Raw genomic sequence first — 26627 nt, 5'->3', positions numbered from 1 at the left:
CATTGTCACCGCTGCGCCCCGCGCCCACCAGGGGAGCGCTCCTCGCCGGCGTCCGCGAGGTCGGTCGCGGTGGCCGTGATGCGGTTGGCCATCCCGTTGAAGATCACGCCGTGGAAGGGCAGCACGGCGAACCAGTAGAGCCGGCCGCCGAGCCCCTGCGGGAAGAACACGGCGCGCTGGGTGTACACCGATCCGCCGTCCTCGCCGGGCTCCGCACGCATCTCCAGCCAGGCACCGCCGGGCACCTTCATCTCCGCGCGAAGGCGCAGCAGCGTCGGCCGCTCGATCGCCTCGACGCGCCAGAAGTCCAGAGCGTCGCCGGCGTGCAGCCGCTCGGAGTCGCGGCGCCCGCGCTGCAGGCCCACTCCCCCGACGAGCTTGTCCATCCAGCCGCGGATCGCCCAGGCCAGCGGGAAGGAGTACCAGCCGTTGGTGCCGCCGATGCCCTCGATGACCCGCCAGAGCTTGGCCGGATCGGCGTCCGTCCTACGGACCTTGAGGTCGACGTAGACCGTGTGGCCGGCCCACTCCGGGTCGCTCGGCAGCGGGTCGCTGGGGGCGCCGACGACCTCGGCGTTCTGCCAGCTGGTCTCGATCTCGCCCGCCTGCATCTTGCCCAGCGCGAGCCGGACCGAGCGGCGGTACGGCGTCAGGCCGCCCTCGGGGTCGGGGATCAGCGCGCGGATGTCGTCCTCGCGCACCACGCAGTCGTACTGCAGCGACGCGATGATCGGCACCGCGAGCGAGCGCGGGATCGGCGTCACCAGATTGACCCACTGCGAGGCGAGCCACGGCGTGAACACCGGCAGCGACGCGATCGGCCGCTGCGCGAGCCCCGCCTCGACCGCGTAGCCGTTCATCATCTGGCCGTAGCGGAGCACGTCCGGCCCGCCGATGTCGAAGGTGCGGTTCAGCGTCGCGTCCTCGAGGGCGGCGGCGCCGAGCAGGTAGTGCAGCACGTCGCGGACGGCGATCGGCTGGATGAAGTTGCGGACCCACTGCGGCGCGGGCATGTACGGCAGCACGTCGGTGAGGTGGCGGACCATCTCGAACGAGGTGGAGCCGGAGCCGATGATGACGCCGGCCTGCAGCGCGATCGTCGGCACGCCGGAGGCCATCAGGATGCGGCCCACCTCGGCCCGTGAGCGCAGGTGCGGCGAGAGCTTCTCCACGTCCGGGTGCAGGCCGCCGAGGTAGACGATCCGGTCGACACCGGCCGCGAGCGCGGCCTCGGCGACGTTCATGGCGGCGCGGCTCTCCACCTGCTCGAAGCGCGCGTGGTCGGCGCCCGAGCCCATCGAGTGCACGAGGTAGTAGAGGACGTCGACACCTTCGAACGCGGCCGCCAGCGACTCCGGGTCGCTGAGATCGCCCTGCGCCACCTCGACCTCCTCGGCCCACGGGACCTCGGCGAGCTTCCGCGGGTCGCGGACCAGCACGCGGACCCGGTAGCCGGCCTCGAGCAGGCGCGGGGTGAGGCGGCCGCCGATGTAGCCGGTCGCTCCGGTGACGAGCGCCAGCGGGCGCGACGGGTCCGAGGGGCGCGACGGGGCGGGTGAGGATTCGCTCATGCGAGCCACGGTACGCCGCCACCCCTGGACGCTCTCCCGCTGGTGCGCCGCTCCGGCCACTGCTAGGACCGCCGGAGCCACCCCCGCGGACTCCGGAGGCGTCAGCCGGCCGGTCGCTCCGCGCCGAGGATCGTGCGGACCTTCTCGACGTCGTCGTTCATCTGCCGGATCAGCGGCTCGACGCCCTCGTAGGCCACCTGGCCGCGGATCCGCGAGACGAAGGCCACGTCGACGACGCGGTCGTAGAGGTCGATCGTCTCGTCCAGCAGGTAGGCCTCGACCTGCTTGGGCGGCACGCCGACGAAGGTCGGGTTGCTGCCGACGGAGATCGCGGCCGGGTAGCTGCGGCCCTCGGTGACGAAGCGGCCGGCGTAGACGCCGTCGGCGGGGATCAGCCCCTGCGACTCGGGCGAGAGGTTCGCGGTCGGGAAGCCGAGCTCGCGGCCGCGCTTGGCGCCGTGCACGACGACGCCGCGCACCACCGGCTCGTGGCCGAGCAGCCAGGTCGCGTGCTCGACGTCGCCCTCGGCGAGCAGCTCGCGGATCCAGGTGGACGACACCCGGCGGCCGTGCTCGGGCCGCACGTCGTCGATCAGCTCGACCTCGAAGCCGTGGGTCTCGCCCAGCGTGCGCAGCATGGCGACGTCGCCGGCGCCGTGGGCACCGAAGCGGAAGTCCGAGCCGACCAGCACCACGCGCGCCTCCAGGGCGTCGACGAGCACCTGCTGCACGAACTCCTCGGGGGTGAGCGCGCGGAACCGCTCGTCGAACGCCAGCAGGAGGGTCGCGTCGATCCCCGTCCCGGCCAGCAGCTCGAGCTTCTGCTCGTTGCCGACCAGCGCCGGAGGGCACTTCTCCGGGGCGATCACGCTGAGCGGATTGCGGTCGAAGGTGACGACGACCGCCGCGAGACCGCGCTCGCGGGCCCGCGCGTGCAGGGTGTCGATGACGGCCCGGTGGCCGGTGTGCACGCCGTCGAACTTGCCGATGGTGACCGCGGACGGGCCGATGCCGGTGAGGTCGGCGGGGCGCTGCTCGACGCGCATCAGGCCTGCTTCCCCGCGGCGGAGCGCCGGCCCTGCACCCGCAGCCACCAGAGCCCGAGCACCGGCAGCACGAGCGGGATGAGCAGGTAGCCCGCGCCGAACGCCGCCCAGACCGTCGACTGCCGGCCGAACGGATCCGCGCTCGAGAGCCCGAGCAGCTGCGGCGCCAGCACGCTGATCGCGCCGACGACGAGCACGCCCACCAGCTCGAAGGTGATCGTCACGAAGGCGATGCGCTGCCAGACCCGGCCGGGCGCCACGAGGGCGATGGTCGCGAGGATGTAGACGACGGCGGAGAGCGCCGAGAGCGAGAACGCGAGCGGCGCCTCGTCGAAGCGGTCGATGATCTGGAAGACCGAGCGGCCCGTCGCGGCGAGCGCGAGGATGCCGTAGACGACGACGAGGAGGCTGCCGATCCCCCGGGACCGCGCCGAGCGGGCGGGTCGCTGATCGGGGTGTGGCAGAGCTGGGTCCTGGGCCGCCCGTCCGGGCGCATCGCTGGGTTGGTTCGACATCGCAGGGTCAATGGTAGGCGCTCGCTGCGCCCTCTCCCCCTCGGCCGGGGATCGGGAGCGTCAGGCGGCCTGGAAGAACCAGATCTGGTGCATCCGGTAGACCATCACGGCGATCGCGAGGCAGACGACGCCGAGGATGACCGTGCTCCACCGGCTGCGCTCGATCAGCGCCCAGAAGCCGGCGGCGAGCGGCAGGATCAGCGCCGAGACCAGGTAGATGTAGAACTCCGGCAGGCTGCCCGAGGGCCGGTTGCCGACCAGGGGCGAGACGATCGCGACGGCGAGCTGGACGATCAGCAGCAGCTCGACGATCGCGGTGGCCCCGACCGTGACGTCGGAGGGGCGCCGGCCGATCATTCCGAGCACCAGGCAGAGCAGTCCCGCCGCCACGGCGATGCCGACCTGGAGGGTGGTGAACCAATCGATCACGACGTCGCCACCCGGAGGTCCTCGGTGGGGAAGTTGACGACGCTCTTCAGCGCGGCGCCGCGGCGCTCGGCGAGGCCGACCAGGCGCTCCCCCGGACCGACGGCGGCGAGCAGGCCCTTGGCTCCCGCGAACGCCTCGGGCACCGGGATCCGCTTGCCGTTCGCGAGGTCGACCGCCTCGCCGGCGTCCAGGTGCAGCAGCGGGAACAGCTCGCCCGCGACAGCGGTCGGCGTGAGCAGGGCGGCGGGGACGTCGAGCTCGTCGATGACGCCGGCCCCGGCGACCCGGAACGGGCCGACGGCCGTGCGGCGGAGCACGGTGAGGTGCCCGCCGACGCCGAGCGCGGCGCCGAGGTCGCGCGCGAGCGCGCGGATGTAGGTGCCGGAGGAGCAGGTGACGCGGACGTCGAGGTCGAGGAAGCCGTCGGCCTCGCGGCGCTCGAGGACGTCGAAGGCGCTCACGGTGACGGGACGGGCCGGCAGCACGACCTCCTCGCCGTCGCGCACCCGGGCGTAGGCGCGGCGGCCGTCCACCTTGATGGCGCTGACGGCACTCGGGATCTGCTCGATCGCACCGGTGAGAGTCGCCACAACGGCGTCGACCGCCTCGGCGGTGAGGGCCGCCACGGCACCGGGCTCGGCGGTCGTGAGCGTCTCGCCCTCGCGGTCGTCGGTGCTCGTCGCGGCGCCGAGGCGGATCGTCGCCTCGTACTCCTTGTCGAGGCCGACCAGGTAGGTGAGGAGCCGCGTCGAGGGGCCGAGGCCCAGGATCATCAGCCCGGTCGCCATCGGATCGAGCGTCCCGGCGTGTCCGACCTTGCGCGTCCCGGCGCGGCGGCGGGTCCGCGAGACGAGGTCGTGGCTGGTGATCCCGCCCGGCTTGTCCAGCAGGAGGATCCCGTTCGGAGCCGCCGCAGAAGGGCTGGGAGTCTCGAGCACGGGTGCGAGGATACACGCGCAGTTCGGGAGTCGGCCCCGCGGAGCCCGCGCCCGGCACGGCCGCCGCTCGCCGCGGTTCTAGGCTGTCCGGATGAGGATCGCCGTACTCGGAGCGGGCGCCGTCGGCGGCACCGTCGCCGCTCTCCTGGACTGCGCAGGACACGACGTCGAGGTGACCGCCCGGGGCGAGAACCTCACGGCGATCCGGCGGCAGGGCCTTCGCCTCGACGGCGCCTGGGGCGAGCACACCGCCTGGGTGCGCTGCGGCGAGACGCTCGACCTCGTCCCTGATCTCGCCGTGCTCTGCACGAAGGCGCAGGACGCCGAGGACGCGCTCCGCGCCAACCGCCGCACGGTCGACGGCACGCTCCTCGTCGTGGTTCAGAACGGGCTCGACGGCCTCGACGCCGCCGCCCGCCAGGTCCGCGACGCCCGCCTCGTCGGCGCGCTCGCCCTCTTCGCGGCCAGCCACCTCGAGCCCGGCCGCGTCACGGTGACCGCCCCGGCGACGACGACTCTCGGCGTCCCCGGCCGCCTCGCCGACGACGACGTCCGCCGGGCCGCCGCGATCCTCGGCGAGGCGGTGCCCACGGCCACCACCGACGACTTCCTCGGGGCGCAGTGGACGAAGCTGCTGATCAACGAGGTCAACGCGCTGCCCGCGATCACCGGCCTCTCGGTGCAGGAGACGATCGCGCACCCGGGCCTGCGCCGGCTGCTCGCGCGGGCGATGCGGGAGGCGGCGCGGACCGGCCTGGCCGCCGGCGTCCGCTTCGGCGCGCTGCAGGGTCTCTCCGACGCCCGGATCCGCGCGCTCGCCGCCGCGCCGCTGCCGGTCGTCGAGCTGCTGCCCCGGCGGATGGCGACCCGGATGGGCGACGTGCCGAACCCCGGGTCGACGCTGCAGAGCGTGCGGCGCGGAGTCCCGAGCGAGATCGACCACCTGGCCGGCGCCGTCGTCCGCACCGCGCACCGCCTCGGGCGCGAGGCGCCGGTCAACCAGCTGCTCGTGGAGCTCGTGCACGAGGTCGAGCGCTCGGGCGCGTTCCTGCCGCCGGACGACGTGGTCCGGCGGGCGTCCTCCGTCTAGCGGAGGAGCGCGGGACAGCTCAGCAGGAGTCGGCGAAGAGCCGGCGCGGGTGCTCCGGGTCGCGGACGTCCACCAGGATCCCCGCGATCCGCTTCGGATCCGTGCTCGCCCGGTAGGCCTCGTCGACCGGCGGCTCCTGGGTGTCGAGCCGGATCGACGTGCTCCACGCTCCGCGGAGCTCGGGGCGCAGAGCGAACGGCCCGTCGACGAGCAGCACGGCGTCGCGGCCGGCGGTGCGCCAGCGCGCCTGCCGCGCCTCGTCGCGCACGCCGTCGTAACCGGCCAGGACGAAGCCGGTGCTGCCGCCCAGCTTGAACGGATCGAGCAGCACCCGGCGCAGCAGCTCGTAGTCGTAGCCCGCGAGGTAGGCGCGCTGCGCCTCCGGGATCGACGGATCCTCCCGCTCGGCCCGGGGACGGCGGAAGTCGGCGAGGTGCGCGACCACCGTGTCCCGGCCCGCCCGGCGCATCGCCTCGGCCAGTGCGAGCGCGAACGCGCCGGACACCTCCGGGTCGTCGCCGTCGATCCCGATCGTCACGCGGCCGTGCCCGTAGTTGTGCAGCACCTCCGCCGCGAGAGCGTCGAGCACATCGGCCTTCTGCGGAGCCCACTTGGTCATTCGCCCACGATACGCGGGACGGCCTAGGGTGACCTGATGCCCACCGGATCGACGCCCGCCGCATCGGTGCCCGTCGCATCGGTGCCCGTCGCACCGACGCCCGCACTCTCCGCCGCGATCGTCGACTGGTTCCGCGAGAACGCCCGCGATCTGCCCTGGCGCCGCGAGGGCTTCCCCGCCTGGGGCACCCTCGTCAGCGAGTTCATGCTCCAGCAGACGCCGGTCGTTCGGGTGATCCCGCGGCTCGCCGAGTGGCTCGAGCGCTGGCCGACCCCGGCCGATCTGGCGGCCGTCCCTCCGGGTGAGGCGGTGCGCGCCTGGCAGTCGCTCGGCTACCCGCGCCGCGCGCTGCGCCTGCACGCCTGCGCCGTCGCGATCACCGAGCAGCACGGCGGGGTCGTCCCGCACGACGTCGACACGCTCCTCGCCCTCCCCGGCATCGGCGACTACACCGCGCGCGCGATCGCCGTCTTCTCCTTCGGCCACCGGCACCCCGTCGTCGACACCAACGTCCGGCGCGTGATCGCCCGCGCGATCGACGGCGCGGCCGAGCCCGGCCCGCCGCGCGCGAAGGCCGACCTCGCCGCGATGGAGGCACTCCTCCCCGACGACCTCGCCGACGCCGCCGCCTTCAACGCGGGCGCGATGGAGCTCGGCGCGATCGTCTGCACCGCCCGCGCTCCCCGCTGCGACGCCTGCCCGATCCGAGACGCCTGCGCGTGGCGGGCCGCCGGCTACCCGGCCTACGACGGCCCGGTCAAGGCGCGGCAGAAGAAGTACGAGGGCTCCGACCGGCAGGTCCGCGGCCTGATCCTCGCCGAGCTCCGCGCCGCGCACGGCCCGGTGACCGCGGCCGAGATCGCCTCGCTCTGGCCGGACGCCGAGCAGCGCGACCGCGCCCTCGCCGGCCTCCTCGCCGACGGCCTGGCCACAGGCACGCCGGAGGACGGCTACCTGCTCCCCCACTCCTGAGCGGCGCTCCGGTGTCGGACGGGGCGGGTAGCGTGGCGCCGTGACCGGTCGCCGCCTCCGACTCCCCCGCCCCGACGCCGAGCTCGACAGCGCGCTCGCCGCCGTCCGCACCGCGAACGACCTGCCGGGCGCCTTCCCGCCCGACGCCCTCGCCGAGGCCGAGCAGGCCGACCGCACGGCGGACGACACGAGCCGGATCGACCTCACGGGCGTCCCCTTCGTCACGATCGACCCGCCCGGCTCCCTCGACCTCGACCAGGCCGTGCACCTCGAGCGGCGGTCCACCGGAGTCGTGCTCCGCTACGCCATCGCCGACGTGCCGGCCGTCGTCCGTCCCGGCGGCGCCCTCGACGCCGAGACCCGCCGCCGCGGCCAGACCTACTACCTCCCCGACGGCCGCGTCCCGCTGCACCCGCCGGTCCTCTCCGAGGGCACCGCCTCGCTGCTGCCCGACGTCGAGCGCCGCGCCCTGGTCTGGACCCTCGAGCTCGACGACGCCGCCGAACCGCGCACGGTCCGCCTCGAGCGCGCCCTCGTCCGCAGCACCGCCCGGCTCGACTACGCCGGCGTCCAGCGCAACGTCGACGCCGGCGAGCCGCACCCCTCGATCGCGCTGCTCCCCTGGTTCGGCGCCGAGCGCCTCGCCCGCGAGGCCGAGCGCGGCGGAGCGAGCCTCGCCCTCCCCGAGGAGGAGATCGTCGCCGTCGACGGCGGCTACCGGATCGAGCGCCGGGCACCCCTCCCCTCGGAGGGCTGGAACGCCCAGGTCTCGCTGCTCACCGGCATGGCGGCCGCGACGATGATGCTCGACGCGGGGGTCGGCATCCTCCGCACCATGCCCGCGGCCGATGAGGACACCGTCGCCGCCTTCCGCGCCCGCACCGAGGCCCTCGGCGTCCCCTGGGGCGCCGACGAGCTCTACGGCGCCTACCTCCGCCGCCTCGACACCGCCGACCCCGCACAGCTCGCGATCATGTCCGCCGCGGCGACGCTCTTCCGCGGCGCCGGCTACACCGCCTTCGACGGTGCCGCCCCGGAGCAGCCCGAGCAGTCCGCCCTCGCCGCCCCGTACGCGCACGTCACGGCCCCGCTCCGCCGCCTGGTCGACCGCTTCGGCCTGGCCACCTGCCTCGCGATCTCGACCGGAGCGGAGCTCCCGGCCTGGCTCCGCACGGCCCTGCCCGAGCTGCCCGCCCTGATGACCGCGAGCGACCGCCGCTCCGGAGCCGCCTCCCGCGCCGCCACCGCCGTCGTCGAGGCCGCGATCCTCCGCGGCCGCGAGGGCACCTCCTTCGAGGGCGTCGTCGTCTCCTCCGCGAGGACCCGCTCGCAGGTCCAGCTGCTCGACCCGGAGATGACCGTCGACGTCCCGGTGCCGCAGACGCCGGGAGCCCGTGTCGTCGTCGTCCTGGAATCGGTCGACGTCGCCACGGGCTCCGCGGTGTTCAGGCCTGCTGCCTAGTCCTCGTCCTCGTCCTCGCGCGGCTTCACGTAGGGGTCGGCGTCGCCGGCGTAGTCCGCCTTCGCGGCGAGCGACTGCACCTGGGTGTCCTGGTTGCGCGCCGTCGCGAGGAGGTCCTCGATGTGCTTCGCGTTCTCCGGGATCGCGTCGAGGATGAACTCGAGCGACGGCGTCAGCCGCGCCGTGATGTTCTTGCCGACCTCCGTGCGGAGCATGCCGGTCGCCGCCTTCAGGGCGAGCGCCGAGTCGGCTCGCTCCTCGTCGGTGCCGTAGACCGTGTAGAACACGGAGGCGTGCTGCAGGTCACCGGTCACCTGCACATCGGTGATGGTGACGAAGCCGAGTCGGGGGTCGCGGAGTCCGCGCTCGAGCCGCTTGGCGACGATCACCTGAATCCGTTCGGCGAGCTTCCTCGCCCGTGCCGGATCTGCCATGGCTGGTCCTCATCTCTCTCGACGAACCGTTCGGCTCGCCATCTAACCACTCCCCGGCAGTCCTGCCGGTCGTCTTGCTGGGGGCTTGCCCTCGCGAGCTCACCCCAGGTCTTCGTGCTGGCTGCAGCGCGGCTGCGCCGGCGCGGGTGGGGTGCCTCGCCGCGGCTCCTTCCCGCGCGGCTGCGCCGCGCCCGCCAGACCCGAGCCAGGAGCCGCGACGAGACACCCCACCCGCACCTCCCGTCAATACAGGCGGAAGTACGTACTCCCGGTCCCCCTCCCGCGCAGGCGCCCCACCCCACGTGCTGGTGCAGGTACCCGACGCGACATACCTCGGAGACCGGGCCCCCTCTGCACGTGCTGGCGAGTCGATCCTCCCGATCCCTCGTCAGACCTCCAGCCCCAAAGGGCAGGGCCCCTGGAACGCCGGAAGGCCCGGGCGGACCCGGGCCTTCCAGTGAGCATCAGGGTCAGCCTCGCGGCTTCTCCTTCATCTCGATCGTCTCGATCTCGTCGCCGATCTGGATGTCGTTGTACTTGCCGAGACCGATACCGGCCTCGTAGTCCGTACGGACCTCCGTGACGTCGTCCTTGAAGCGACGCAGCGACTCGATGGCGAGGTTGTCCCCGACGACGACGCCGTCGCGGATGACGCGCGCCTTCGAGTTGCGGGTGATCGTGCCGGAGCGGACGATGACACCCGCGATGTTGCCGACCTTGGAGGAGCGGAACACCTCGCGGATCTCGGCGACACCGGACTGGACCTCCTCGTACTCGGGCTTGAGCATGCCCGTGAGCGAGTTCTCGACCTCTTCGATCGCGTTGTAGATGACCGAGTAGAAGCGGATGTCCACTCCCTCTCGAGCAGCGCGCTCGCGGGCCTTCGGGTCGGGGCGGACGTTGAAGCCCACGATGATCGCGTTGTCGATCGTCGCGAGGTTGACGTCCGACTCCGTGATCGCACCGACACCGCGGTGGATGATGCGCAGCTGCACCGAGTCGTCGACCTCGATCTTGACGAGCGACTCCTCCAGCGCCTCGACGGCACCGGACACGTCGCCCTTGATGATGAGGTTGAGCGACTCGACCTTGCCCTCCTCGAGAGCGCGGGTGAAGTCCTCGAGCGAGATGCGCTTGCGGGCCTTGGCCAGCAGGGCGTTGCGCTGAGCGGCTTCGCGCTTCTCGGCGATCTGGCGGGCGGTGCGGTCCTCCTCGGTGACGAGGAAGGTGTCGCCGGCGCGGGGCACGGACGAGAGTCCCTGCACCTGCACCGGTCGCGACGGCACGGCCTCGAGGACGGCGACGCCGTTCTCGTCGGCCATCGCACGGACGCGGCCGTAGGCCGTTCCCGCGACGATCGCGTCGCCGACGCGCAGCGTTCCCGACTGGATGAGGACCGTCGCGACGGCACCGCGTCCCTTGTCGAGCTTCGCCTCGATCGCGACTCCGCGGGCCTCCTTGTCGGGGTTGGCGCGCAGGTCGAGACCGGCGTCCGCGGTGAGCAGCACGGCGTCCAGGAGGTCCTGGATGCCGGTGTTCGCGCGGGCCGACACGTCGACGAACATGACGTCTCCGCCGTACTCCTCGGCGACGAGGCCGAACTCGGTCAGCTGCTGGCGCACCTTGGCCGGGTTGGCGTCGGGCTTGTCCACCTTGTTGACCGCGACCACGATCGGCACGTTGGCCGCCTGGGCGTGGTTCAGCGCCTCGATGGTCTGCGGCATGATGCCGTCGTCCGCCGCGACCACGAGGATCGCGATGTCCGTGACCTGGGCACCGCGGGCTCGCATGGCGGTGAACGCCTCGTGACCCGGGGTGTCGATGAAGGTGATCGGGCGCTCGATGCCCTCGTGCTCCGCGACGACCTGGTACGCACCGATGTGCTGCGTGATGCCGCCCGCCTCGCCGGCGACGACGTTGGCGTTGCGGATCGCGTCGAGCAGGCGCGTCTTTCCGTGGTCGACGTGACCCATGACGGTGACGACGGGGGGACGGATCTGGAGGTCTTCGTCCGTCTCGTCCTCGAGCTCCTGCTCGAGGTCGAGACCGAAGCCCTCGAGGAGCTCCTTGTCCTCGTCCTCGGGCGAGACGACCTGGATCTTGAAGCCGAGCTCACCGCCGAGCACCTCGAAGGTGGCCTCGTCGAGCGACTCGGTCGCCGTCGCCATCTCGCCGAGGGCGAAGAGGACGGTGACCAGGTTGCCGGGGGGCACCGGCACGCCGGTCATGGCCTCGATCTTGTCGGCGAAGTCGGAGATCGACGCGCCGCGGCGCAGACGGATGACCGTCTTGCCGTCGCCGCGGGGGACGCTGACGCCGCCGAGCGACGGGGCCTCCCTGAGCTCGAACTCCTGACGCTTCGTGCGCTTCGACTTGCGGGCCTTGCTCTTGCCGCCACCGCGACCGAAGGCACCCGCGGTGCCACCGCCGGGGCCGCGACCGCGACCGCCGCCGCCGCCGGGACGAGGGGCGAAGCCGCCACCCGCTCCGGGAGCGCCGCCGGGACGCTGGAAGCCGCCGCCGGCCGGACGGCCGGGGCCGCCGGGACGACCCGCTCCGCCACCGGGACCGCCGGGACGCTGGCCGAAGCCGGCGGGGCGCTGGCCCATGCCGGGTCCACCCGGTCGGGGCGCACCGGGGCGGGGAGCCGCGGGACGGGGGATGTTGCTGGGCGTCGGGCGCGAGCCCATGCCCTGCGAGCTGGCGAACGGGTTGTTGCCCGGACGCGGGGGCGTCGGGGGACGCTGGCCCATGCCCTGGTTGCTCGCGAAGGGGTTGTTGCCCGGACGCGGGGCGCCACCGGGACGGCTGGAGCCGCCGGGAGCGGAGCTGCTGCCGCCGGACTTCGGCGGGGCTGCCGCCGGGGCCGGACGCGGGGTCGCCGGCTTCGGTCCGCCGGGGGTGGCGGGCGAGGCAGCGGGGGTCGCTGCGGCGGGCTTCTCGGCCGCGGGCGCCGGAGCGGCGGCCTCGGTCGGAGCCGGAGCGGCGGGGGCGTTCGCAGCGGCCTGGGCGCGAGCCGCGGCCGCGGCCTCCTGGGCGGCCTGAGCGGCCGCCTGACGCTCGGCGACCGACATCGGCGGAGCCGGCGCCGGAGCGGGCGGCTTGGCCGGGCCGGGCATCGGCGCGGAGGGGCGGGCACCCGAGGGGCGGGGAGCCCCGGGACGGGCGGTGCCGGCGGTGGGCGCCGACGGGGTCGACGATGCACCCGTGCTCGCGCTGCCCTGGAGGGCCTGGCGGAGCTTGCGGGCGACGGGGGGTTCGATGCTGGAGGACGGTCCCTTGACGAACTCGCCCAGTTCTTTCAACTTCGCAAGTGCGACCTTGCTGTCGACGCCGAGTTCGGCGGCGATCTCGTGCACGCGTGGTTTAGCCACTTCTCTCCTGTCTCGGACCTGCGCCCAAGACGGGGCAGGCCATCACAAACGGACGGATCTCATTTCGAGCCGCTCATCAGTCGTTGCTCATGATCAGTTCACGGGCCGTTCTGCCTGTTCTCTCTGCGGTGTGATCGTTCGCCTGGCCGGTTCCTCAGGGTGAGGAGCCGAGCCGGTCAGGTCACGGGTGACGTACTGCTCCACGGCGCTCGCGTCCACGCTCTCGCGCGTCCGGAACGCCCTGCTGAACGCGCGGCGCTTCACCGCGAGCTCGTAGCAGTCGTACGCGTCGTGCAGCCACGCTCCCCGCCCAGCACGGACACCCTGCGGATCTACCACGAGGACGTTCGAGGGGAGGACGAGCCTCAGAAGTGAGGCCCTTGGGGCGCGCAGACGGCAGCCGACGCACGTTCTGACGGGTTCCACTGTACTCCCTCGTTCCCGGGAGCGCCTCCCCGCACCGCCGACAGCGGGGATCACTCCCCGTCCATCACCGAATCGGGCTGGATGTCGATCTTGGCGCCGGTGAGCTTGGCGGCGAGTCGGGCGTTCTGACCCTCCTTGCCGATCGCGAGCGAGAGCTGGTAGTCCGGCACGAGGGCGCGGACGGCCTTGAGGCTCTGGTCGATCACGAAGGCGCTGGTCACCTTGGCGGGCGAGAGCGCGCTGGCGACGAAGGTCGGCAGGTCGGAGGAGTAGTCGACGATGTCGATCTTCTCGTTGTTCAACTCCGCGGTCACCGCACGGACTCGCTGGCCGAGCTCGCCGATGCACGCGCCCTTGGCGTTGACGCCCGGCTCGGTCGCCCGCACGGCGATCTTGGTGCGGTGGCCGGCCTCGCGGGCGAGCGAGACGATCTCGACGACGCCGGAGGCGATCTCCGGGACCTCGAGGGCGAAGAGCTTGCGGACGAGCGACGGGTGCGTCCGCGAGACCTGGACCGACGGACCCTTCGGGCCGCGGCTGACGCTCGTCACGTAGACGCGGATGCGGCGGCCGTGGCTGTAGTCCTCGCCGGGCACCTGCTCCTCGGGCGAGAGGATCGCCTCGATCGAGCCGAGGTCGACGTGGATCATCTTCGGGTTGGGGCCCTGCTGGATGACGCCGGCGACGATGTCGCCCTCGCGGCCCTTGAACTCGCCGAGGACCTTCTCGTCGCCGATGTCGCGCAGCCGCTGGTTGATGACCTGCTTGGCGGCGAAGGCCGCGATGCGGCCGAAGTCGCGCGGCGAGTCCTCGGACTCGCCGACGACGGCGCCCTCCTCGTCGATCTCGGGGACGAACACGCTGACGTGCCCGGTCTTGCGGTCGAGGTGCACGCGGGCGTCCACGGCGGTGGCCTTGTCGGCGTCGTCCGCCTGGCCGATGTGCTTGAGGTAGGCGGTGAGGATCGCCTGCTCGATGATCTGCACGAGTTCCTCGAAGGGGATCTCGCGCTCGCGCTCCAGCAGGCGCAGAACGCTCAGGTCGATGTCCATGGGCGGGCCTTTCTCTCTATTCACTTGGGGCGTGGCGGCGCAGCGCGACCACGTCGAAAACCGGTCCGACGCCGGCGGCGCCACGGCCGGAGCCGGGCCCGCGCGTCGGGACCATTGAGCATAACCGACCGCGCTGAGGGCGGACGGGACGGAGGGACCGGAGCCGCTCAGGCTCCGAGGCGGGCGAGCGCCTCGGCGGCGGGCAGCTGCTCGCGCTCGCCGGTGCGCCGGTCCCAGAGCTCGACGATGCCGTCGGCGGCGCTGCGGCCGGCGATGACGATCAGCGGCACGCCGATCAGCTCGGCGTCGCCGAACTTGACGCCCGGTGAGACCTTGGGCCGGTCGTCGATCAGCACGTCGCGGCCCGCGGCCTCGAGCGAGGCGCCGACCGACTCCGCGAGCGCGAGCGCCGCCGGGTCCTTGCCGGTCGCGATCACGTGCACGTCGAACGGCGCGACGTTCTCGGGCCAGATGAGACCGCGGTCGTCGTGGTTGCTCTCGGCGATGATCGCGAGGATCCGGGTCACGCCGATGCCGTAGGAGCCCATGGTGACGGTGACGAGCTTGCCGTTCTCATCGAGGACCTTGAGGCCGAGGACCTCCGCGTACTTGCGGCCGAGCTGGAAGACGTGGCCGATCTCCATGCCGCGGGCGGTCTCGATCGGGCCGGAGCCGTCGGGAGCGGGGTCGCCGCTGCGGACGTCGGAGACCTCGACGACGCCGTCGCCGGAGAAGTCGCGGCCGGCGACGAGGTCGAGCACGTGCTTCCCGGCGGTGTTCGCCCCGGTGATCCAGGAGGTGCCCTCGACGACGCGGGGGTCGAGCAGGAAGCGGATGCCGCTCGCGGACTCCTCCCCCAGGACGGCGCCCTCGGCCGACCACGGGCCGATGTAGCCCTTGACCAGCGCGGAGTGCTTCGCGAAGTCCTCCTCGGTCGCGGCCTCGACCTCGGCGGGGGCGAAGGCGACCTCGGCGCGCTTGAGGTCGACGTCCCGGTCGCCGGGCAGCCCGACGACGACGAGCTCGCGGGTCCCGTCGAGCGCGGTGAGCGCGAGGACGACGTTCTTGAGCGTGTCGCCGGCGGTCCAGGCGCGGCCGTCGGCGCGCGGCTCCTGGGCGTTGGCGAGGTCGACGAGCGTCTGGATGGTCGGGGTGCCGGGCGAGTCGAAGACGCGCGCCTCGGCGAGTCCGTCCACGGGCAGCGCCTCGGGCACGGGGGTCCGGTACGCCTCGACGTTGGCCGCGTAGCCACCCACCGAGCGCACGAAGGTGTCCTCGCCGACCGGAGTCGGGTGCAGGAACTCCTCGCTGCGCGAGCCGCCCATCGCGCCGGCGTCCGCCTGCACGATCACGTACTCGAGGCCGAGCCGCGCGAAGATCCGCTCGTACGCGTCGCGCTGCACCTGGTAGCTCGCGTCGAGACCGGCGTCGGTGTAGTCGAAGGAGTAGGCGTCCTTCATGGTGAACTCGCGACCGCGCAGGAGGCCTGCGCGGGGGCGCGCCTCGTCGCGGTACTTGTCCTGGATCTGGTAGAGCGAGAGCGGCAGGTCCTTGTAGGACGAGTAGAGGTCCTTCACCAGGAGGGTGAAGAACTCCTCGTGGGTCGGCGCCAGCATGTAGTCCGCGTCCTTGCGGTCCTTCAGGCGGAAGACGCCGTCGCCGTACTCGGTCCAGCGGCCGGAGAGCTCGTAGGGCTCGCGGGGCAGCAGCCCGGGGAAGTGGACCTCCTGCGCGCCGGCGGCCGCCATCTCGGCGTGGATGATCGCCTCGATGCGGCGCTTGACCTTGAGACCGAGGGGCAGCCAGGCGAAGACGCCGGGGGCCTGACGGCGGATGTAGCCGGCCCGGACCAGGAGGCGGTGGCTCGCGACCTCGGCGTCGGCCGGATCCTCTCGGAGGGTGCGGACGAACAGGTGCGAGAGACGGGTAACCACGAGGGACGATCCTATCCGGAGTCCGCGGCGGGGTGTCCCGCGCGGTCCGGGGTGGCGGCGGACCGGGCGTGTGCCGGTCCACCGCCCGCGGTCACTTCGAGACGACGACCACCGGGGAGCCGGTCGAGGTGTCGTCGGCGGGCATCTCGGCGGCCAGCCGGTTGGCCTCCTCGATGAGCGTCTTGACGATCTCGGACTCGGGGACGGTCTTGATGACCTCGCCCTTGACGAAGATCTGGCCTTTGCCGTTGCCGGAGGCGACGCCGAGGTCGGCCTCCCGGGCCTCGCCCGGTCCGTTGACGACGCAGCCCATGACGGCGACGCGCAGCGGGACGCTCATGCCCTCGAGACCGGCGGTCACGTCGTTGGCGAGCGTGTAGACGTCGACCTGCGCACGGCCGCAGCTCGGGCAGGAGACGATCTCGAGCTTGCGCTCGCGGAGGTTGAGCGACTGCAGGATCTGCAGGCCGACCTTGACCTCCTGCGCGGGCGGCGCGGAGAGCGAGACGCGGATGGTGTCGCCGATGCCCTCGCCGAGCAGGATGCCGAACGCCGTCGCCGACTTGATCGTGCCCTGGAACTCGGGGCCGGCCTCGGTCACGCCGAGGTGCAGCGGCCAGTCGCCGCGCTCGGCGAGCTGGCGGTAGGCCTGGACCATGATCACCGGGTCGTTGTGCTTGACCGAGATCTTGAAGTCGTGGAAGTCGTGCTCCTCGAAGAGGCTCGCCTCCCAGACGGCGCTCTCGACGAGCGCCTCCGGGGTGGCCTTGCCGTACTTCTGCAGCAGGCTGGGCTCGAGCGAGCCCGCGTTGACGCCGATGCGGATGGAGACGCCGGCGGCCTTCGCGGCGGCGGCGATCTTGCCGACCTGGTCGTCGAACTTGCGGATGTTGCCCGGGTTCACCCGGACGGCCGCGCAGCCGGCGTCGATCGCGGCGTAGACGTAGTTCGGCTGGAAATGGATGTCCGCGATGACGGGGATCTGGCTCTTCTTCGCGATGATCGGCAGCGCCTCCGCGTCGTCGCGGCTCGGCACGGCGACGCGCACGATGTCGCAGCCGGAGGCGGTGAGCTCGGCGATCTGCTGGAGCGTCGCGTTGATGTTCGTGGTCGGCGTCGTGCACATCGACTGGACGCTGACCGGGGCGTCGCCGCCGACCAGCACCTTCCCGACCTTGATCTGACGGGTCTTCCGGCGGGGGGCGAGGGTCACGGGGACCTTGGGCAAACCCAGATTCACAGCAGGCACGAGCCCCATCGTACGCGCGCCGCACGGCCGGACGCCGCCGCTCCCCCGGTTCCCAGGTCCCGCCGATCTCCGCCGTCCGCGCCGGCCCTGCCTCCCCGAGTGAGCGACCCGCCGACGTCCGATCCGCAGGCGATCCCCCGCCCGCCACGCGTCCATACCTGTCCCCTCGACTCCTCCCCGCCCCCTCGCCTGCAGATCAGACCGACCTCTCGCGGCGAGCCGGGCAGGGACCGGCGCCACCTCCGAGGCGAACGCGCGAATCGCGTGCCAGCGATTCGCGCTAGCCGACCGCAACACGCTCCTCCCCACGCAACCCGTCGCAAACCCGACCGCGGCGAGCCGGGCGAGGACCGGCGCCACCTCCAAGGCGAACGCGCGAATCGCGTGCCAGCGATTCGCGCTAGCCGACCGCAACCCGCTCCTCCCAACACCACCCGTCGCAAAGCCGACCGCGGCGAGCCGGGCAGGGACCGGCTCGCAAGACAGCTCAGAACAGCGTGATCGGCTTGACGATGTCGGCGTAGATCAGCAGCGCGCTCATGCCGCCGAGGAGCAGGACGACCGCGTAGGTCAGCGGGAGGAGCTTGGCGATGTCGACGGGGCCGGGGTCGCGGCGGCCGAAGAGCTTGGCGATGCGGCGGCGCAGGCCCTCCCAGAGGGCGCCGGCGATGTGGCCGCCGTCCATGGGGAGGAGGGGGACGAGGTTGAAGACGAAGAGCGCGACGTTGAGGGAGGCGAGGACGCCGACCATCGTCTGCACTTTGGAGACGACGGGCAGCTGGTCGGAGGCGGCGATCTCGCCGGCGATGCGGCCGACGCCGACGACGCTGATCGGTCCGTTGGCGTCACGGGCCTCGGTGCCGAAGGCGGCCTGCGCGACGTCGATGAGGCGCTGCGGCAGGTTGAGGATGACCCCCGCGACGCTCCTGATGTTCTCGCCGACGGTGCCGGGGACCGCGGTGATCGGCTGCTGCACGAGGGCCTGGGTCGGCGAGATGCCGATGAAGCCGACGGTCTGCGTCTCGACCGCGCCGGAGGAGTCGAGCACCGCGTTGCCCGCGGCGTCGGTGACGGCCACCTCGTTCTCGGCCGGGGTGATGGTCAGGGTGAGGGGCTGCCCGTCGCGCTCGACGGCGACGCTGAGCGGCACGCCGGCGGACGCGCGGATGATCGGGGTGAGGTCGTTCCAGGAGGAGACGGGCGTGCCGTCGATCGCGGTGATCGTGTCGCCGGGCAGGATGCCGGCGGCGGCGCCGGGCGCGAGCGGGTCGTCGGCGGAGCAGCTCTCGGTGGTGGTGTCGCTCGCCGGGACCACGCACTGCGAGACGGTGGAGATGGTCGACGTGTTCTGGGCGACGCCGATGCCGCAGAGCAGCACCGCGAAGAGGACGGTGGCGATCACGAGGTTCATGAACGGGCCGCCGAACATCACGATCACGCGCTTCCAGACCGCGAGCCGGTAGAAGGCGCGGTGGTCCTCGCCCTCGCCGATGGTCTCGGCGCTGGCGGCGCGGGCCTCGTCGATCATGGTCGCGTAGCCGCCGCGGCGGGGCTCGGGGTCGGGCGCCGACTCGTTGCCGTTCAGCCCGTTGAAGAAGCCCGTGCTCGACTCGCCGACGCGGTCGCCCGGGTGCTTGGGCGGGTACATCCCGATCATCGCGATGTAGCCGCCGAGGGGCAGCGCCTTGACGCCGTACTCCGTCTCGCCGCGGCGGACGGAGAAGACCGTCCGGCCGAAGCCGATCATGTACTGCGTGACCTTGACCCCGAAGAGCTTCGCCGGAACGAGGTGTCCGACCTCGTGCAGCGCGATCGACAGGGCGACGCCCACGGCGATGATGACGACGCCGAGGACGAAGAGCAGCACGGATTCCACTCGGTCACTGTAGGCCGCGGGGTGACCCCTCGGCTGGAGAGGCGCTGGAGGATCGCGATGAGGGCGCGATCAGCCCGTCGCGCTCAGGCGGAGGCGATCCGCGCGTCCGCCGTGCGGCGCGCCCAGGCCTCGGCCTCGGCCAGCGACTCGCGGGTCAGCTCGCCGTCCACGGTGTGCGCGTCGACGACGGCCTCGACCGTCGCGAGGATGTCCAGGTAGCCGATCCGACCGGCGTGGAACGCCTGCACGGCCTGCTCGTTCGCGGCGTTGAAGACGGCCGGGTACGACGCCCCCGCGACTCCGACCTTCTTCGCGAGCCGGACGGAGGGGAACGCCTCCTCGTCGAGCGGCTCGAACGTCCAGGACTGCGCGCGGGTCCAGTCCAGCGGGACGCCGGCGCCGGCGACGCGGTGCGGCCAGTCGAGGCCGAGCGAGATCGGCAGCCGCATGTCGGGCGGCGAGGCCTGGGCGATCGTGGAGCCGTCGACGAACTCGACCATCGAGTGGACGATCGACTGCGGGTGCACGGTGACGTCGATCCGGTCGTAGGGCACGTCGAAGAGCAGGTGCGCCTCGATGACCTCGAGGCCCTTGTTGACGAGCGTCGACGAGTTGGTGGTGACCACGAGGCCCATGTCCCAGGTCGGATGCGCGAGCGCCTCCGCCGGGGTGACGTCGCGGAGGGAGGCGCGGTCGCGCCCGCGGAACGGACCGCCCGACGCGGTCAGCACCAGCCGGCGGACCTCGCGGTGCTCCCCCGCGAGCAGCGCCTGCGCGATCGCCGAGTGCTCGGAGTCGACGGGCACGATCTGGCCGGGAGCGGCGAGCGAGGTGACCAGCTCGCCGCCGACGATCAGCGACTCCTTGTTCGCGAGGGCGAGGGTGCGGCCCTCCTCGAGCGCCGCGAGCGTCGGGCCGAGGCCGACCGAGCCGGTGATGCCGTTCAGGACGACGTCCGCGTCGACCGAGCGGATCAGCTGCTCGGCCTCCGCGGCGCCGAAGGCGGTGTGCTCGACGCCGAAGTCGCGCGCCTGCCGGGCGACGACCTCTCGGTTGGATCCGGCGCCCAGGCCGACCACCTCGAAGCGGTCGCGGTTCGCGCCGATGACGTCGAGGGCCTGCGTGCCGATGGACCCGGTCGAGCCGAGGATGATGACCCTGCGCATCCGCCCATCCTGGCACGGCGGCCCTCGGCCCTCCCGGGTGCGGAGCCCCTCCGGGTCAGCTCACCGCGAGGATGTCGACCACGAAGACGAGGGTGTCCGTGCCGCTGATGCCCGCGTTCGCGTTGCCCGCCTCGCCGTAGCCCTTGTCCGGCGGGATGACCACGAGCACCTGCGAGCCGACGGTCTGGCCGACCACCGCCTCCTTGAAGCCCTCGATCACGTCGCCCGTGCCGAAGGACGCGGGCGTGCCCTTGCCCCAGCTCTGGTCGAAGACCTCGCCGGTGCCCCAGACCACGCCCTGGTACTGGACGATCAGCGAGTCGCCGTCGGCCACGGTCTGCCCGTCGCCCTTCTTGAGCACCTCGAGCTGCAGCTCGGCCGGCGGGTCGGTCGCGGGGATCGTCACCGTCGGGGCGCCGTCCTCGGCGAGCGCCACCGTCGGCAGCCCGTCGACCGGGGCCTGCGGCTCGCCGGTCGCGGCCGAGGGGACGATGCCCTCGACGTCGATGACCATCACGATGGAGTCGTTCGCGGCGATCCCGAGGTCGGTGCTGCCGGCGTCGCCGAACGCGTCGGCGGGCGGGACGACCGCGACGACGCGCGATCCCACGGTGGCGCAGTTGACCGCCTTCACCAGGCCGGCCAGGTACTGCTCGGTGTCGACCTCGAAGGCCGCGCGGCCCCCGGAGGCGTAGCTGCTCGCCGAGAACTCCGCTCCGCTCGTGCCGTTGTACAGGGTGTAGTCGACGAGGACGGTGTCGCCCTCGGCGACCGTCTCGCCGGTGCCGTCGATGACGGTGGTGCCCTCGGTCGCGTCGACGCTCATCGGGGTGGGGAAGACGGTGACCGGCTTGGTCCCGAAGTCGCCCGCCGCGTCCACCGCCGCGGACGCGTCTCCGGAGGAGATGCAGGAGAGCGGAGTCGGGCTCGCACTCGGGGTCGCCTCGGGGGTGCCGGGGGTGCCCGGCGTGCAGGCCGCGAGGCCGAGGGAGGCGCCGAGGACGGCGAGGATCGCGAGGGTTCTGCGCACGGGTGCACCTTTCCTGCCCGGCAGGGAGCGGGACGACGTCGGGGGGATCGGTCCATCCTGCGGGCTGCGCCTCTGCCCCGGCTGAACGATCCCTCCACGGCGCCCACCCGGTCGCGCCGCCCCGGAGCGTCCCCGGCCCCCTCCCCGGGAGCCGCGCCTAGCATGGAGGAATGCGTGAATTCTCGGTCCCCCAGTCCCGCGCGCTCGTCACCGAGCTCCCCGGCCCCCGCTCGATCGCGCTGCAGGAGCGCCGCGTCGCCAGCGTCTCCCGCGGCGCCGGAACCCTCGCCAACATCTACATGGATCACGCCTCGGGCGCCGTCCTGGTCGACGTCGACGGCAACCGCCTGATCGACCTCGGCTGCGGCATCGGCGTCACCACCATCGGCCACGCGCACCCCGCGGTCGCGGCCGCCGCCGCCGCGCAGGCGGAGAAGCTGACCCACACCCTCTTCACCGTGACCCCGTACGAGAACTACGTGCGGGTCGCCGAGAAGCTCGCCGAGATCACCCCCGGCGACTTCGAGAAGCACTCGATCCTCGTCAACTCCGGCGCCGAGGCGGTCGAGAACGCGGTCAAGATCGCGCGCAAGCACACCGGCCGCCGCGCGATCGCCTCGCTCGACCACGCCTTCCACGGCCGCACCAACCTCACGATGGCGATGACCTACCGCCCCTGGCCCGAGCGCGCCGGCATGGGCCCGTTCCCCGGTGAGATCTACAGCCTCCCGATGAGCTACCCCTTCCGCGACCCCGAGGGCATGACGGGCGAGGAGGCGGCCGAGCGCTCGATCGACTACATCCGCACCCACATCGGCGCCGAGGAGCTGGCGGCGCTGTTCGTCGAGCCGATCCAGGGCGACGGCGGCATCATCATCCCGGCGGCCGGCTACTTCGAGCGGCTGTCGGAGTTCTGCACCGAGAACGGCATCGTCTTCGTCGCCGACGAGATCCAGGCCGGCATCGCCCGGACCGGCGCCTGGTACTCGATCGAGCACTTCGGCGTCGTCCCGGACCTCATCACCTCGGCCAAGGGCATCGCCGGCGGCTTCCCGCTCGCCGCGGTCACCGGGCGCGCGGAGATCATGGACGCCGTGCAGCCCGGCGGCATCGGCGGCACCTTCGGCGGAAACCCCGTCTCGACCGCCGCCGCGCTCGCCACCTTCGAGGCCATCGAGTCCGAGGGGCTCATCGCCGAGGCGCAGCGCGTCGAGCGCGCCCTGCAGGCCCGCATCGGCGACTGGGCCGAGCGCTTCGCCGTCGTCGGCGAGGTCCGCGGCAAGGGCGCGATGTTCGGCGTCGAGCTCGTGCACCCCGGCACGAAGAAGCAGAACCCGGAGGCGCTCTCCGCCGTCCTCAAGCACGTCACGACGAACGGCGTCATCGCCCTGGACGCCGGCAGCTGGGACAGCGTCCTGCGCATCATGCCGAGCGTGGTCATCAGCGAGGAGCTGATCGACGACGCGGCCGGTGTCATCGAGGAGGCGCTCGCCACCTTCGGCTGAGTCACTCCCTCTGCGTCGACCTGCGGGCCGCTCCTCGTCACGAGGGGCGGCCCGCGGTCGTCCGCCCCGGCCCGCGAGAAGGGCCCCGGCGGAGCGGTCGGCGGAGCATGACCCGAGCGGCATGCACCCGCCGGTAGCGTCGGGCGAATGCCGACCGACGACGCTCCCGCACCGCCGACACCCCCGGGGATCGGCGTCTCCGCGCGCGTGGCCCGCTTCACGATGAGCCGCCTCGGCCGGATGATCTACCGCCCGATCGTCGAGGGCCGCGACAACGTCCCGCGCACCGGCCGGGTCATCCTCGCCAGCAACCACCTGTCGTTCATCGACTCCCCCGTCCTGACCCTGCTGGCGCCGCGGCCGGTGCAGTTCCTCGCGAAGGCCGACTACTTCACCGGCACCGGAGCACGCGGCGCCGCGTCGCGCTCGTTCTTCACGGCGGTCGGAGCGGTGCCCGTCGAGCGCGGCGCCGGCCAGGCCGCGCAGGAGGCCCTCGACCTCGGCCGCGCGATCCTCGAGCGCGACGAGGCGTTCGCCGTCTACCCCGAGGGCACGCGCTCGCGCGACGGCCGCCTCTACCGCGGGCGCACCGGAGTGGCGTGGCTCGCCCTCACCACCGGCGCACCGGTCGTGCCGGTCGGGCTGGTCGGCACCCAGGAGCTGCAGCCCGTCGGCTCGAGGATCCCCCGCCTGCACCGGATCACGGTGCGCTTCGGCGATCCGCTCGACCTCTCCCGGCACGGCTCGGCCGACTCGGGTCGCGCGCGCCGGCACGCGACCGACGAGGTGATGACCGCGATCCACGCGCTCTCGGGCCAGGAGGCCGCGGGCGTCTACAACGAGTCGCCGCCGGTCACCGCGGTCGAGAAGATCCGACGGGCGCTGCCGCACGAGCGGCGCTGACCGCTCCGGTCGCCGCTGCCCGAGCCCGCCCGGATCAGTGCGCGTCGGCCGCCGAGGTCTGCGGCTCGTGTCCCACGGGGAAGCTCACCGAGTTCGCGATGAAGCACAGCCGCGAGGCCTCGCCGTGCAGCGACTGCGCGAGCTCGACCATCGACTCGTGCGCGACGCGGACCCGAGGCCGGAGGGTCACGGAGACGAAGCGCCCGCCCTCGCCCTCCTGCACCATCCGCCCGGCGGCGTCGTCGACGTACTCGGTCACGACGACGCCGTTCTTGACCGCGACGTGCAGGAACGAGAGCAGGTGGCACTGCGCGAGGGCGGCGAGCAGCAGCTGCTCGGGGTTCCAGCGGTCCGGGTCGCCGCGGAAGGGCTTGTCGGCCGAGGCGAGGATCGGCGGCGGGCCCTCGGCGACGAGGACGTTCTGGCGCCCGTAGTCCCGGTAGCCGCTGGTGCCGGTGCCGCGATTGCCCTCCCAGACGACGGATACGGCGTAATCGTGCTCCGCTTTCATCGGAATCCTCCTTCTGGGCCGTGGTTCAGGCCGGTCTCGGCGGTCTGGACCCCTGCTGCTCCGAGGCCCGCGGGTACACTCGGGGGACCATGACAGACACGCTCGCTCCCCAGGTTCCCACGTCGGCCGTCCCCCAGGAGCGTCGCGTCGCGACCGAGATCCCGGGGCCGCGATCGAGGGCTCTGCACGAGCGCCGCCTCGCCGTCGTCCCCACCGGAGTCGGCACCGCGCTCCCCGTCTACATCGACCGCGCGCACGGCGCGATCCTCGTCGACGTCGACGGCAACCAGTTCATCGACCTGGGCGCCGGCATCGGCGTGACGACGATCGGCCACACCGACGACGCGGTCGTCGCCGCCGCCACCGCGCAGCTCGGCCGCCTCACCCACACGCTCTTCACCGTCACGCCCTACGAGCCGTACATCCGCGTCGCGGAGCTGCTCGGCGAGCACACCCCCGGCGACCACGCGAAGAAGACCGTGCTGGTCAACTCCGGCGCCGAGGCCGTTGAGAACGCGGTCAAGATCGCCCGCAAGCACACCGGCCGCCCCGGCGTCGCAGTGCTGGACCACGCCTACCACGGCCGCACGAACCTGACGATGGCGATGAACTTCAAGGCGCTCCCCTACGGACTCGGCTTCGGCCCGTTCGCGAGCGACGTCCACCGCGCGCCGAGCTCCTACCCGTACCACGACGGCCTCTCGGGCGCCGAAGCGGCCGAGCAGACGATCTCGTACCTCGAGAAGACGGTGGGTGCCTCCGCGCTGGCCTGCCTCGTCGTCGAGCCCGTCCAGGGCGAGGGCGGCTTCATGGTCCCGGCGCAGGGCTTCCTGCCGGCCCTGCAGGAGTGGTGCACCGCGAACGGCATCGTCTTCGTCGCGGACGAGATCCAGTCGGGCATGGCCCGCACCGGCGCCTGGTTCGCCAGCGAGCACTTCGGCCTCGTCCCGGACCTGGTTCTCTCGGCCAAGGGCATCGCGGGCGGCCTGCCGCTCGCCGGCGTCACCGGCCGGGCCGAGATCATGGACTCCGCGCAGGCCGGCGGCCTCGGCGGCACCTTCGGCGGCAACCCCGTCGCGGCGGCCGCAGCCGTCGCGGTCTTCGAGCGGATCGAGCAGGACGGCCTCCTCGCCGAGGCCGACCGGATCGGCGCCCGCCTCGGTGCCGCGCTGCACGCCCTGCAGGAGCGCTACGACATCATCGGCGACGTGCGCGGCATCGGCGCGATGATGGCGATCGAGCTCGTCGAGCCCGGGACCGCGCAGACGACCAAGCGACCGAACACCGCGGCGGTCGCCGCGATCATCGACTACGCCGCCAAGCACGGCGTGCTCGTGCTCAGCGCCGGCACCTACGGCAACGTGGTGCGCTTCCTCCCCAGCCTCGCCCTCACGGACGAGCTGCTGGACGAGGCCGTGGCCGTGCTCGGCGAGGCGTTCGCGACCCTCTGAGCACCGCCCGCTCCGTCGACGGCCCGGCCCCTCCGCCCAGGAGGCGCCGGGCCGTCGGGCAAGATGGGGGGATGTCCGCAGGTACCTTCACCCTCGCCGAGTCCGTCGAACTGGCGGTGGTCGAGCGCTCCGGCTTCGTCGAGTCGCGCCACGCCGGATCGGCCGTGCTCCTCGACTCCGACGGCCGCGTCGCCCGCACCCTGGGCACCCCGACGGCGCCGGTCCTCCCCCGCTCCTGCCTGAAGCCCTTCCAGGCCCTCGCCGTGATGACCGCCGGCGTCGAGCTGAGCGGGGCGGAGGCGGTGATCGCGACCGCGAGCCACGCCGGCATCCCGCAGCACGTCGCCCTGGTGCAGAACCTGCTCTTCCGCGCGGGCCTCGACCACACCGCCCTGCAGTGCCCGGCCGACTGGCCGAGCGACTCGGCCTCGCGCACCAAGCTGCTGCGCGCCGGCGCGAGCGCGGACCCGCTGTACATGAACTGCTCCGGCAAGCACGCGGCGATGCTGCTCGCCTGCGTGCAGAACGGCTGGAGCACCGACGACTACCTCGAGCGCTCGCACCCGCTGCAGCAGCACATCGTGGACACGATCGAGCGCCTGACCGGCGAGCGGATCGCCGGCTCGGCCGTCGACGGCTGCGGCGCACCGGTGCACGCACTGCCGCTGACCGCGCTGGCGAAGGGGATCTCGCGGATCGTCTCCTCCTCCCCCGCCTCGCCGTTCGGGCTCTACCGGCAGGCGGGCGTGCTCACCGAGGCGATCCTCGAGAACGCATGGGCGCTGGACGGGCCGGGTCGCGACAACACCGTCGTGATCGAGCGGCTCGGCCTGGTCGCGAAGCTCGGCGCGGAGGGAGTGCTCGTGATGGCCTCGCCCGACGGAACGACGGTCGCGCTGAAGATCCTCGACGGCAGCCTGCGCGCCGCCACGGTGGTCGCGCTCAAGCTGCTGGTGGAGGCGGGCACCGTGGACCGCACGGCGGCGAACGAGGTGCTGGTGCGGCTCAACCCGGTGGTCACCGGCGGCGGCAAGCCGGTCGGCGCGGTCCGCGCCTCCTACGTCTGAGGCGCCG

General features: G+C 72.9%; 23 protein-coding genes. 7 read left to right on the top strand and 16 right to left on the bottom strand.

Features of this window, described 5'->3' with window-relative positions; translation table 11 throughout:
* Positions 1-5: 5 nt before the first annotated feature.
* The 5 genes from MT355_RS06890 to truB all read right to left on the bottom strand — a co-directional run bounded on the left by MT355_RS06890 (position 6) and on the right by truB (position 4499).
* Positions 6-1571, bottom strand: coding sequence for an SDR family oxidoreductase (locus MT355_RS06890; RefSeq protein WP_123445542.1), 1566 nt, complete (start codon positions 1569-1571; stop codon positions 6-8).
* Between the two features lie 101 nt (positions 1572-1672).
* A complete protein-coding gene (locus MT355_RS06885; RefSeq protein ID WP_123735383.1) occupies positions 1673-2617 on the bottom strand; it encodes a bifunctional riboflavin kinase/FAD synthetase in 945 nt (314 codons plus the stop codon).
* Complete coding sequence (locus tag MT355_RS06880) at positions 2617-3132, bottom strand: hypothetical protein (RefSeq protein ID WP_243598983.1); 516 nt, start codon at positions 3130-3132, stop codon at positions 2617-2619. The genes MT355_RS06885 and MT355_RS06880 overlap by 1 nt, the downstream gene beginning before the upstream one ends.
* A gap of 60 nt (positions 3133-3192) precedes the next feature.
* The gene (locus tag MT355_RS06875) at positions 3193-3561 is read right to left on the bottom strand and encodes a hypothetical protein (protein WP_123735382.1); all 369 of its coding nucleotides are present in this window, start codon (positions 3559-3561) and stop codon (positions 3193-3195) included.
* On the bottom strand, positions 3558-4499 hold the full coding sequence (gene truB / locus MT355_RS06870; protein WP_243598982.1) for a tRNA pseudouridine(55) synthase TruB: 942 nt from the start codon (positions 4497-4499) through the stop codon (positions 3558-3560). Before truB ends, MT355_RS06875 begins: the two co-directional genes overlap by 4 nt.
* A 91-nt stretch (positions 4500-4590) precedes the next feature.
* On the opposite strand from truB, the gene MT355_RS06865 reads away from it, so the two are divergent.
* Positions 4591-5589 carry a ketopantoate reductase family protein gene (locus MT355_RS06865; protein WP_243598981.1) on the top strand — a complete coding sequence of 333 codons (999 nt, stop codon included), beginning with the start codon at positions 4591-4593 and terminating at the stop codon, positions 5587-5589.
* A gap of 19 nt (positions 5590-5608) precedes the next feature.
* Here MT355_RS06865 and MT355_RS06860 read toward each other — a convergent pair whose 3' ends face one another.
* Complete coding sequence (locus MT355_RS06860; protein ID WP_243598980.1) at positions 5609-6208, bottom strand: hypothetical protein; 600 nt, start codon at positions 6206-6208, stop codon at positions 5609-5611.
* 36 nt (positions 6209-6244) lie between these two features.
* Between MT355_RS06860 and MT355_RS06855 the strand changes: the two genes are divergently transcribed.
* Both MT355_RS06855 and MT355_RS06850 read left to right on the top strand, forming a co-directional pair.
* Positions 6245-7180 carry an A/G-specific adenine glycosylase gene (locus MT355_RS06855; RefSeq protein ID WP_243598979.1) on the top strand — a complete coding sequence of 312 codons (936 nt, stop codon included), beginning with the start codon at positions 6245-6247 and terminating at the stop codon, positions 7178-7180.
* 40 nt (positions 7181-7220) lie between these two features.
* Complete coding sequence (locus tag MT355_RS06850) at positions 7221-8642, top strand: ribonuclease catalytic domain-containing protein (protein WP_243598978.1); 1422 nt, start codon at positions 7221-7223, stop codon at positions 8640-8642.
* Here the strand turns inward: MT355_RS06850 and rbfA are convergent.
* From rbfA to MT355_RS06805, 9 genes are all read right to left on the bottom strand, one after another.
* Positions 8639-9076 carry a 30S ribosome-binding factor RbfA gene (gene rbfA / locus MT355_RS06845; protein WP_123445535.1) on the bottom strand — a complete coding sequence of 146 codons (438 nt, stop codon included), beginning with the start codon at positions 9074-9076 and terminating at the stop codon, positions 8639-8641. The two genes, MT355_RS06850 and rbfA, sit on opposite strands and share 4 nt — an antisense overlap.
* Positions 9077-9546: 470 nt before the next feature.
* On the bottom strand, positions 9547-12450 hold the full coding sequence (gene infB, locus MT355_RS06840; protein WP_243598977.1) for a translation initiation factor IF-2: 2904 nt from the start codon (positions 12448-12450) through the stop codon (positions 9547-9549).
* A 93-nt stretch (positions 12451-12543) separates the two neighbouring features.
* Positions 12544-12876, bottom strand: a complete 333-nt coding sequence (locus MT355_RS06835) for a YlxR family protein (RefSeq protein ID WP_243598976.1) — start codon at positions 12874-12876, stop codon at positions 12544-12546.
* Positions 12877-12926: 50 nt separating this feature from the next.
* Positions 12927-13928, bottom strand: coding sequence for a transcription termination factor NusA (nusA, locus tag MT355_RS06830; protein ID WP_123445531.1), 1002 nt, complete (start codon positions 13926-13928; stop codon positions 12927-12929).
* A 167-nt stretch (positions 13929-14095) separates the two neighbouring features.
* A complete protein-coding gene (locus MT355_RS06825; protein WP_243598975.1) occupies positions 14096-15862 on the bottom strand; it encodes a proline--tRNA ligase in 1767 nt (588 codons plus the stop codon).
* 91 nt (positions 15863-15953) lie between these two features.
* The gene (gene ispG / locus MT355_RS06820; protein WP_123445529.1) at positions 15954-17111 is read right to left on the bottom strand and encodes a flavodoxin-dependent (E)-4-hydroxy-3-methylbut-2-enyl-diphosphate synthase; all 1158 of its coding nucleotides are present in this window, start codon (positions 17109-17111) and stop codon (positions 15954-15956) included.
* Positions 17112-17598: 487 nt separating this feature from the next.
* Positions 17599-18987 carry an RIP metalloprotease gene (locus MT355_RS06815; RefSeq protein WP_165909009.1) on the bottom strand — a complete coding sequence of 463 codons (1389 nt, stop codon included), beginning with the start codon at positions 18985-18987 and terminating at the stop codon, positions 17599-17601.
* An 83-nt stretch (positions 18988-19070) separates the two neighbouring features.
* On the bottom strand, positions 19071-20153 hold the full coding sequence (locus MT355_RS06810) for a 1-deoxy-D-xylulose-5-phosphate reductoisomerase (protein ID WP_243598974.1): 1083 nt from the start codon (positions 20151-20153) through the stop codon (positions 19071-19073).
* A 55-nt stretch (positions 20154-20208) separates the two neighbouring features.
* Positions 20209-21183, bottom strand: coding sequence for an FKBP-type peptidyl-prolyl cis-trans isomerase (locus MT355_RS06805; RefSeq protein WP_243598973.1), 975 nt, complete (start codon positions 21181-21183; stop codon positions 20209-20211).
* A 170-nt stretch (positions 21184-21353) separates the two neighbouring features.
* Here MT355_RS06805 and MT355_RS06800 point away from each other — a divergent pair, with 170 nt between their 5' ends.
* Both MT355_RS06800 and MT355_RS06795 read left to right on the top strand, forming a co-directional pair.
* The gene (locus tag MT355_RS06800; protein WP_123445525.1) at positions 21354-22688 is read left to right on the top strand and encodes an aminotransferase class III-fold pyridoxal phosphate-dependent enzyme; all 1335 of its coding nucleotides are present in this window, start codon (positions 21354-21356) and stop codon (positions 22686-22688) included.
* A gap of 147 nt (positions 22689-22835) precedes the next feature.
* Positions 22836-23591 carry a lysophospholipid acyltransferase family protein gene (locus tag MT355_RS06795; protein ID WP_374204643.1) on the top strand — a complete coding sequence of 252 codons (756 nt, stop codon included), beginning with the start codon at positions 22836-22838 and terminating at the stop codon, positions 23589-23591.
* Positions 23592-23625: 34 nt separating this feature from the next.
* Here MT355_RS06795 and MT355_RS06790 read toward each other — a convergent pair whose 3' ends face one another.
* Positions 23626-24102, bottom strand: a complete 477-nt coding sequence (locus MT355_RS06790) for an OsmC family protein (protein WP_243598972.1) — start codon at positions 24100-24102, stop codon at positions 23626-23628.
* 89 nt (positions 24103-24191) lie between these two features.
* Between MT355_RS06790 and gabT the strand changes: the two genes are divergently transcribed.
* Together gabT and MT355_RS06780 are read left to right on the top strand one after the other, a co-directional pair.
* On the top strand, positions 24192-25553 hold the full coding sequence (gene gabT, locus MT355_RS06785) for a 4-aminobutyrate--2-oxoglutarate transaminase (RefSeq protein ID WP_123445522.1): 1362 nt from the start codon (positions 24192-24194) through the stop codon (positions 25551-25553).
* A 71-nt stretch (positions 25554-25624) separates the two neighbouring features.
* Positions 25625-26620, top strand: coding sequence for an asparaginase (locus MT355_RS06780; RefSeq protein ID WP_123702932.1), 996 nt, complete (start codon positions 25625-25627; stop codon positions 26618-26620).
* Positions 26621-26627: the final 7 nt, after the last annotated feature.

This window comes from Rathayibacter sp. VKM Ac-2929 (genome assembly GCF_022815495.1).
Classification (GTDB): Bacteria; Actinomycetota; Actinomycetes; order Actinomycetales; family Microbacteriaceae; genus Rathayibacter; species Rathayibacter festucae.
The sequence above is the reverse complement of the archived record's forward strand: the minus strand, read 5'-3'. Positions and strand labels throughout refer to the sequence as shown.

Excerpts from the sequence above, each read along its gene's own strand:
- MT355_RS06890 (WP_123445542.1), bottom strand. The coding sequence starts at position 1,571 with ATGAGCGAATCCTCACCCGCCCCGTCGCGCCCCTCGGACCCGTCGCGC.
- MT355_RS06885 (WP_123735383.1), bottom strand. The coding sequence starts at position 2,617 with ATGCGCGTCGAGCAGCGCCCCGCCGACCTCACCGGCATCGGCCCGTCC.
- MT355_RS06880 (WP_243598983.1), bottom strand. The coding sequence starts at position 3,132 with ATGTCGAACCAACCCAGCGATGCGCCCGGACGGGCGGCCCAGGACCCA.
- MT355_RS06865 (WP_243598981.1), top strand. The coding sequence starts at position 4,591 with ATGAGGATCGCCGTACTCGGAGCGGGCGCCGTCGGCGGCACCGTCGCC.
- MT355_RS06860 (WP_243598980.1), bottom strand. The coding sequence starts at position 6,208 with ATGACCAAGTGGGCTCCGCAGAAGGCCGATGTGCTCGACGCTCTCGCG.
- MT355_RS06855 (WP_243598979.1), top strand. The coding sequence starts at position 6,245 with ATGCCCACCGGATCGACGCCCGCCGCATCGGTGCCCGTCGCATCGGTG.
- rbfA (WP_123445535.1), bottom strand. The coding sequence starts at position 9,076 with ATGGCAGATCCGGCACGGGCGAGGAAGCTCGCCGAACGGATTCAGGTG.
- nusA (WP_123445531.1), bottom strand. The coding sequence starts at position 13,928 with ATGGACATCGACCTGAGCGTTCTGCGCCTGCTGGAGCGCGAGCGCGAG.
- MT355_RS06810 (WP_243598974.1), bottom strand. The coding sequence starts at position 20,153 with ATGCGCAGGGTCATCATCCTCGGCTCGACCGGGTCCATCGGCACGCAG.
- MT355_RS06800 (WP_123445525.1), top strand. The coding sequence starts at position 21,354 with ATGCGTGAATTCTCGGTCCCCCAGTCCCGCGCGCTCGTCACCGAGCTC.
- MT355_RS06795 (WP_374204643.1), top strand. The coding sequence starts at position 22,836 with ATGCCGACCGACGACGCTCCCGCACCGCCGACACCCCCGGGGATCGGC.
- MT355_RS06790 (WP_243598972.1), bottom strand. The coding sequence starts at position 24,102 with ATGAAAGCGGAGCACGATTACGCCGTATCCGTCGTCTGGGAGGGCAAT.
- gabT (WP_123445522.1), top strand. The coding sequence starts at position 24,192 with ATGACAGACACGCTCGCTCCCCAGGTTCCCACGTCGGCCGTCCCCCAG.
- MT355_RS06780 (WP_123702932.1), top strand. The coding sequence starts at position 25,625 with ATGTCCGCAGGTACCTTCACCCTCGCCGAGTCCGTCGAACTGGCGGTG.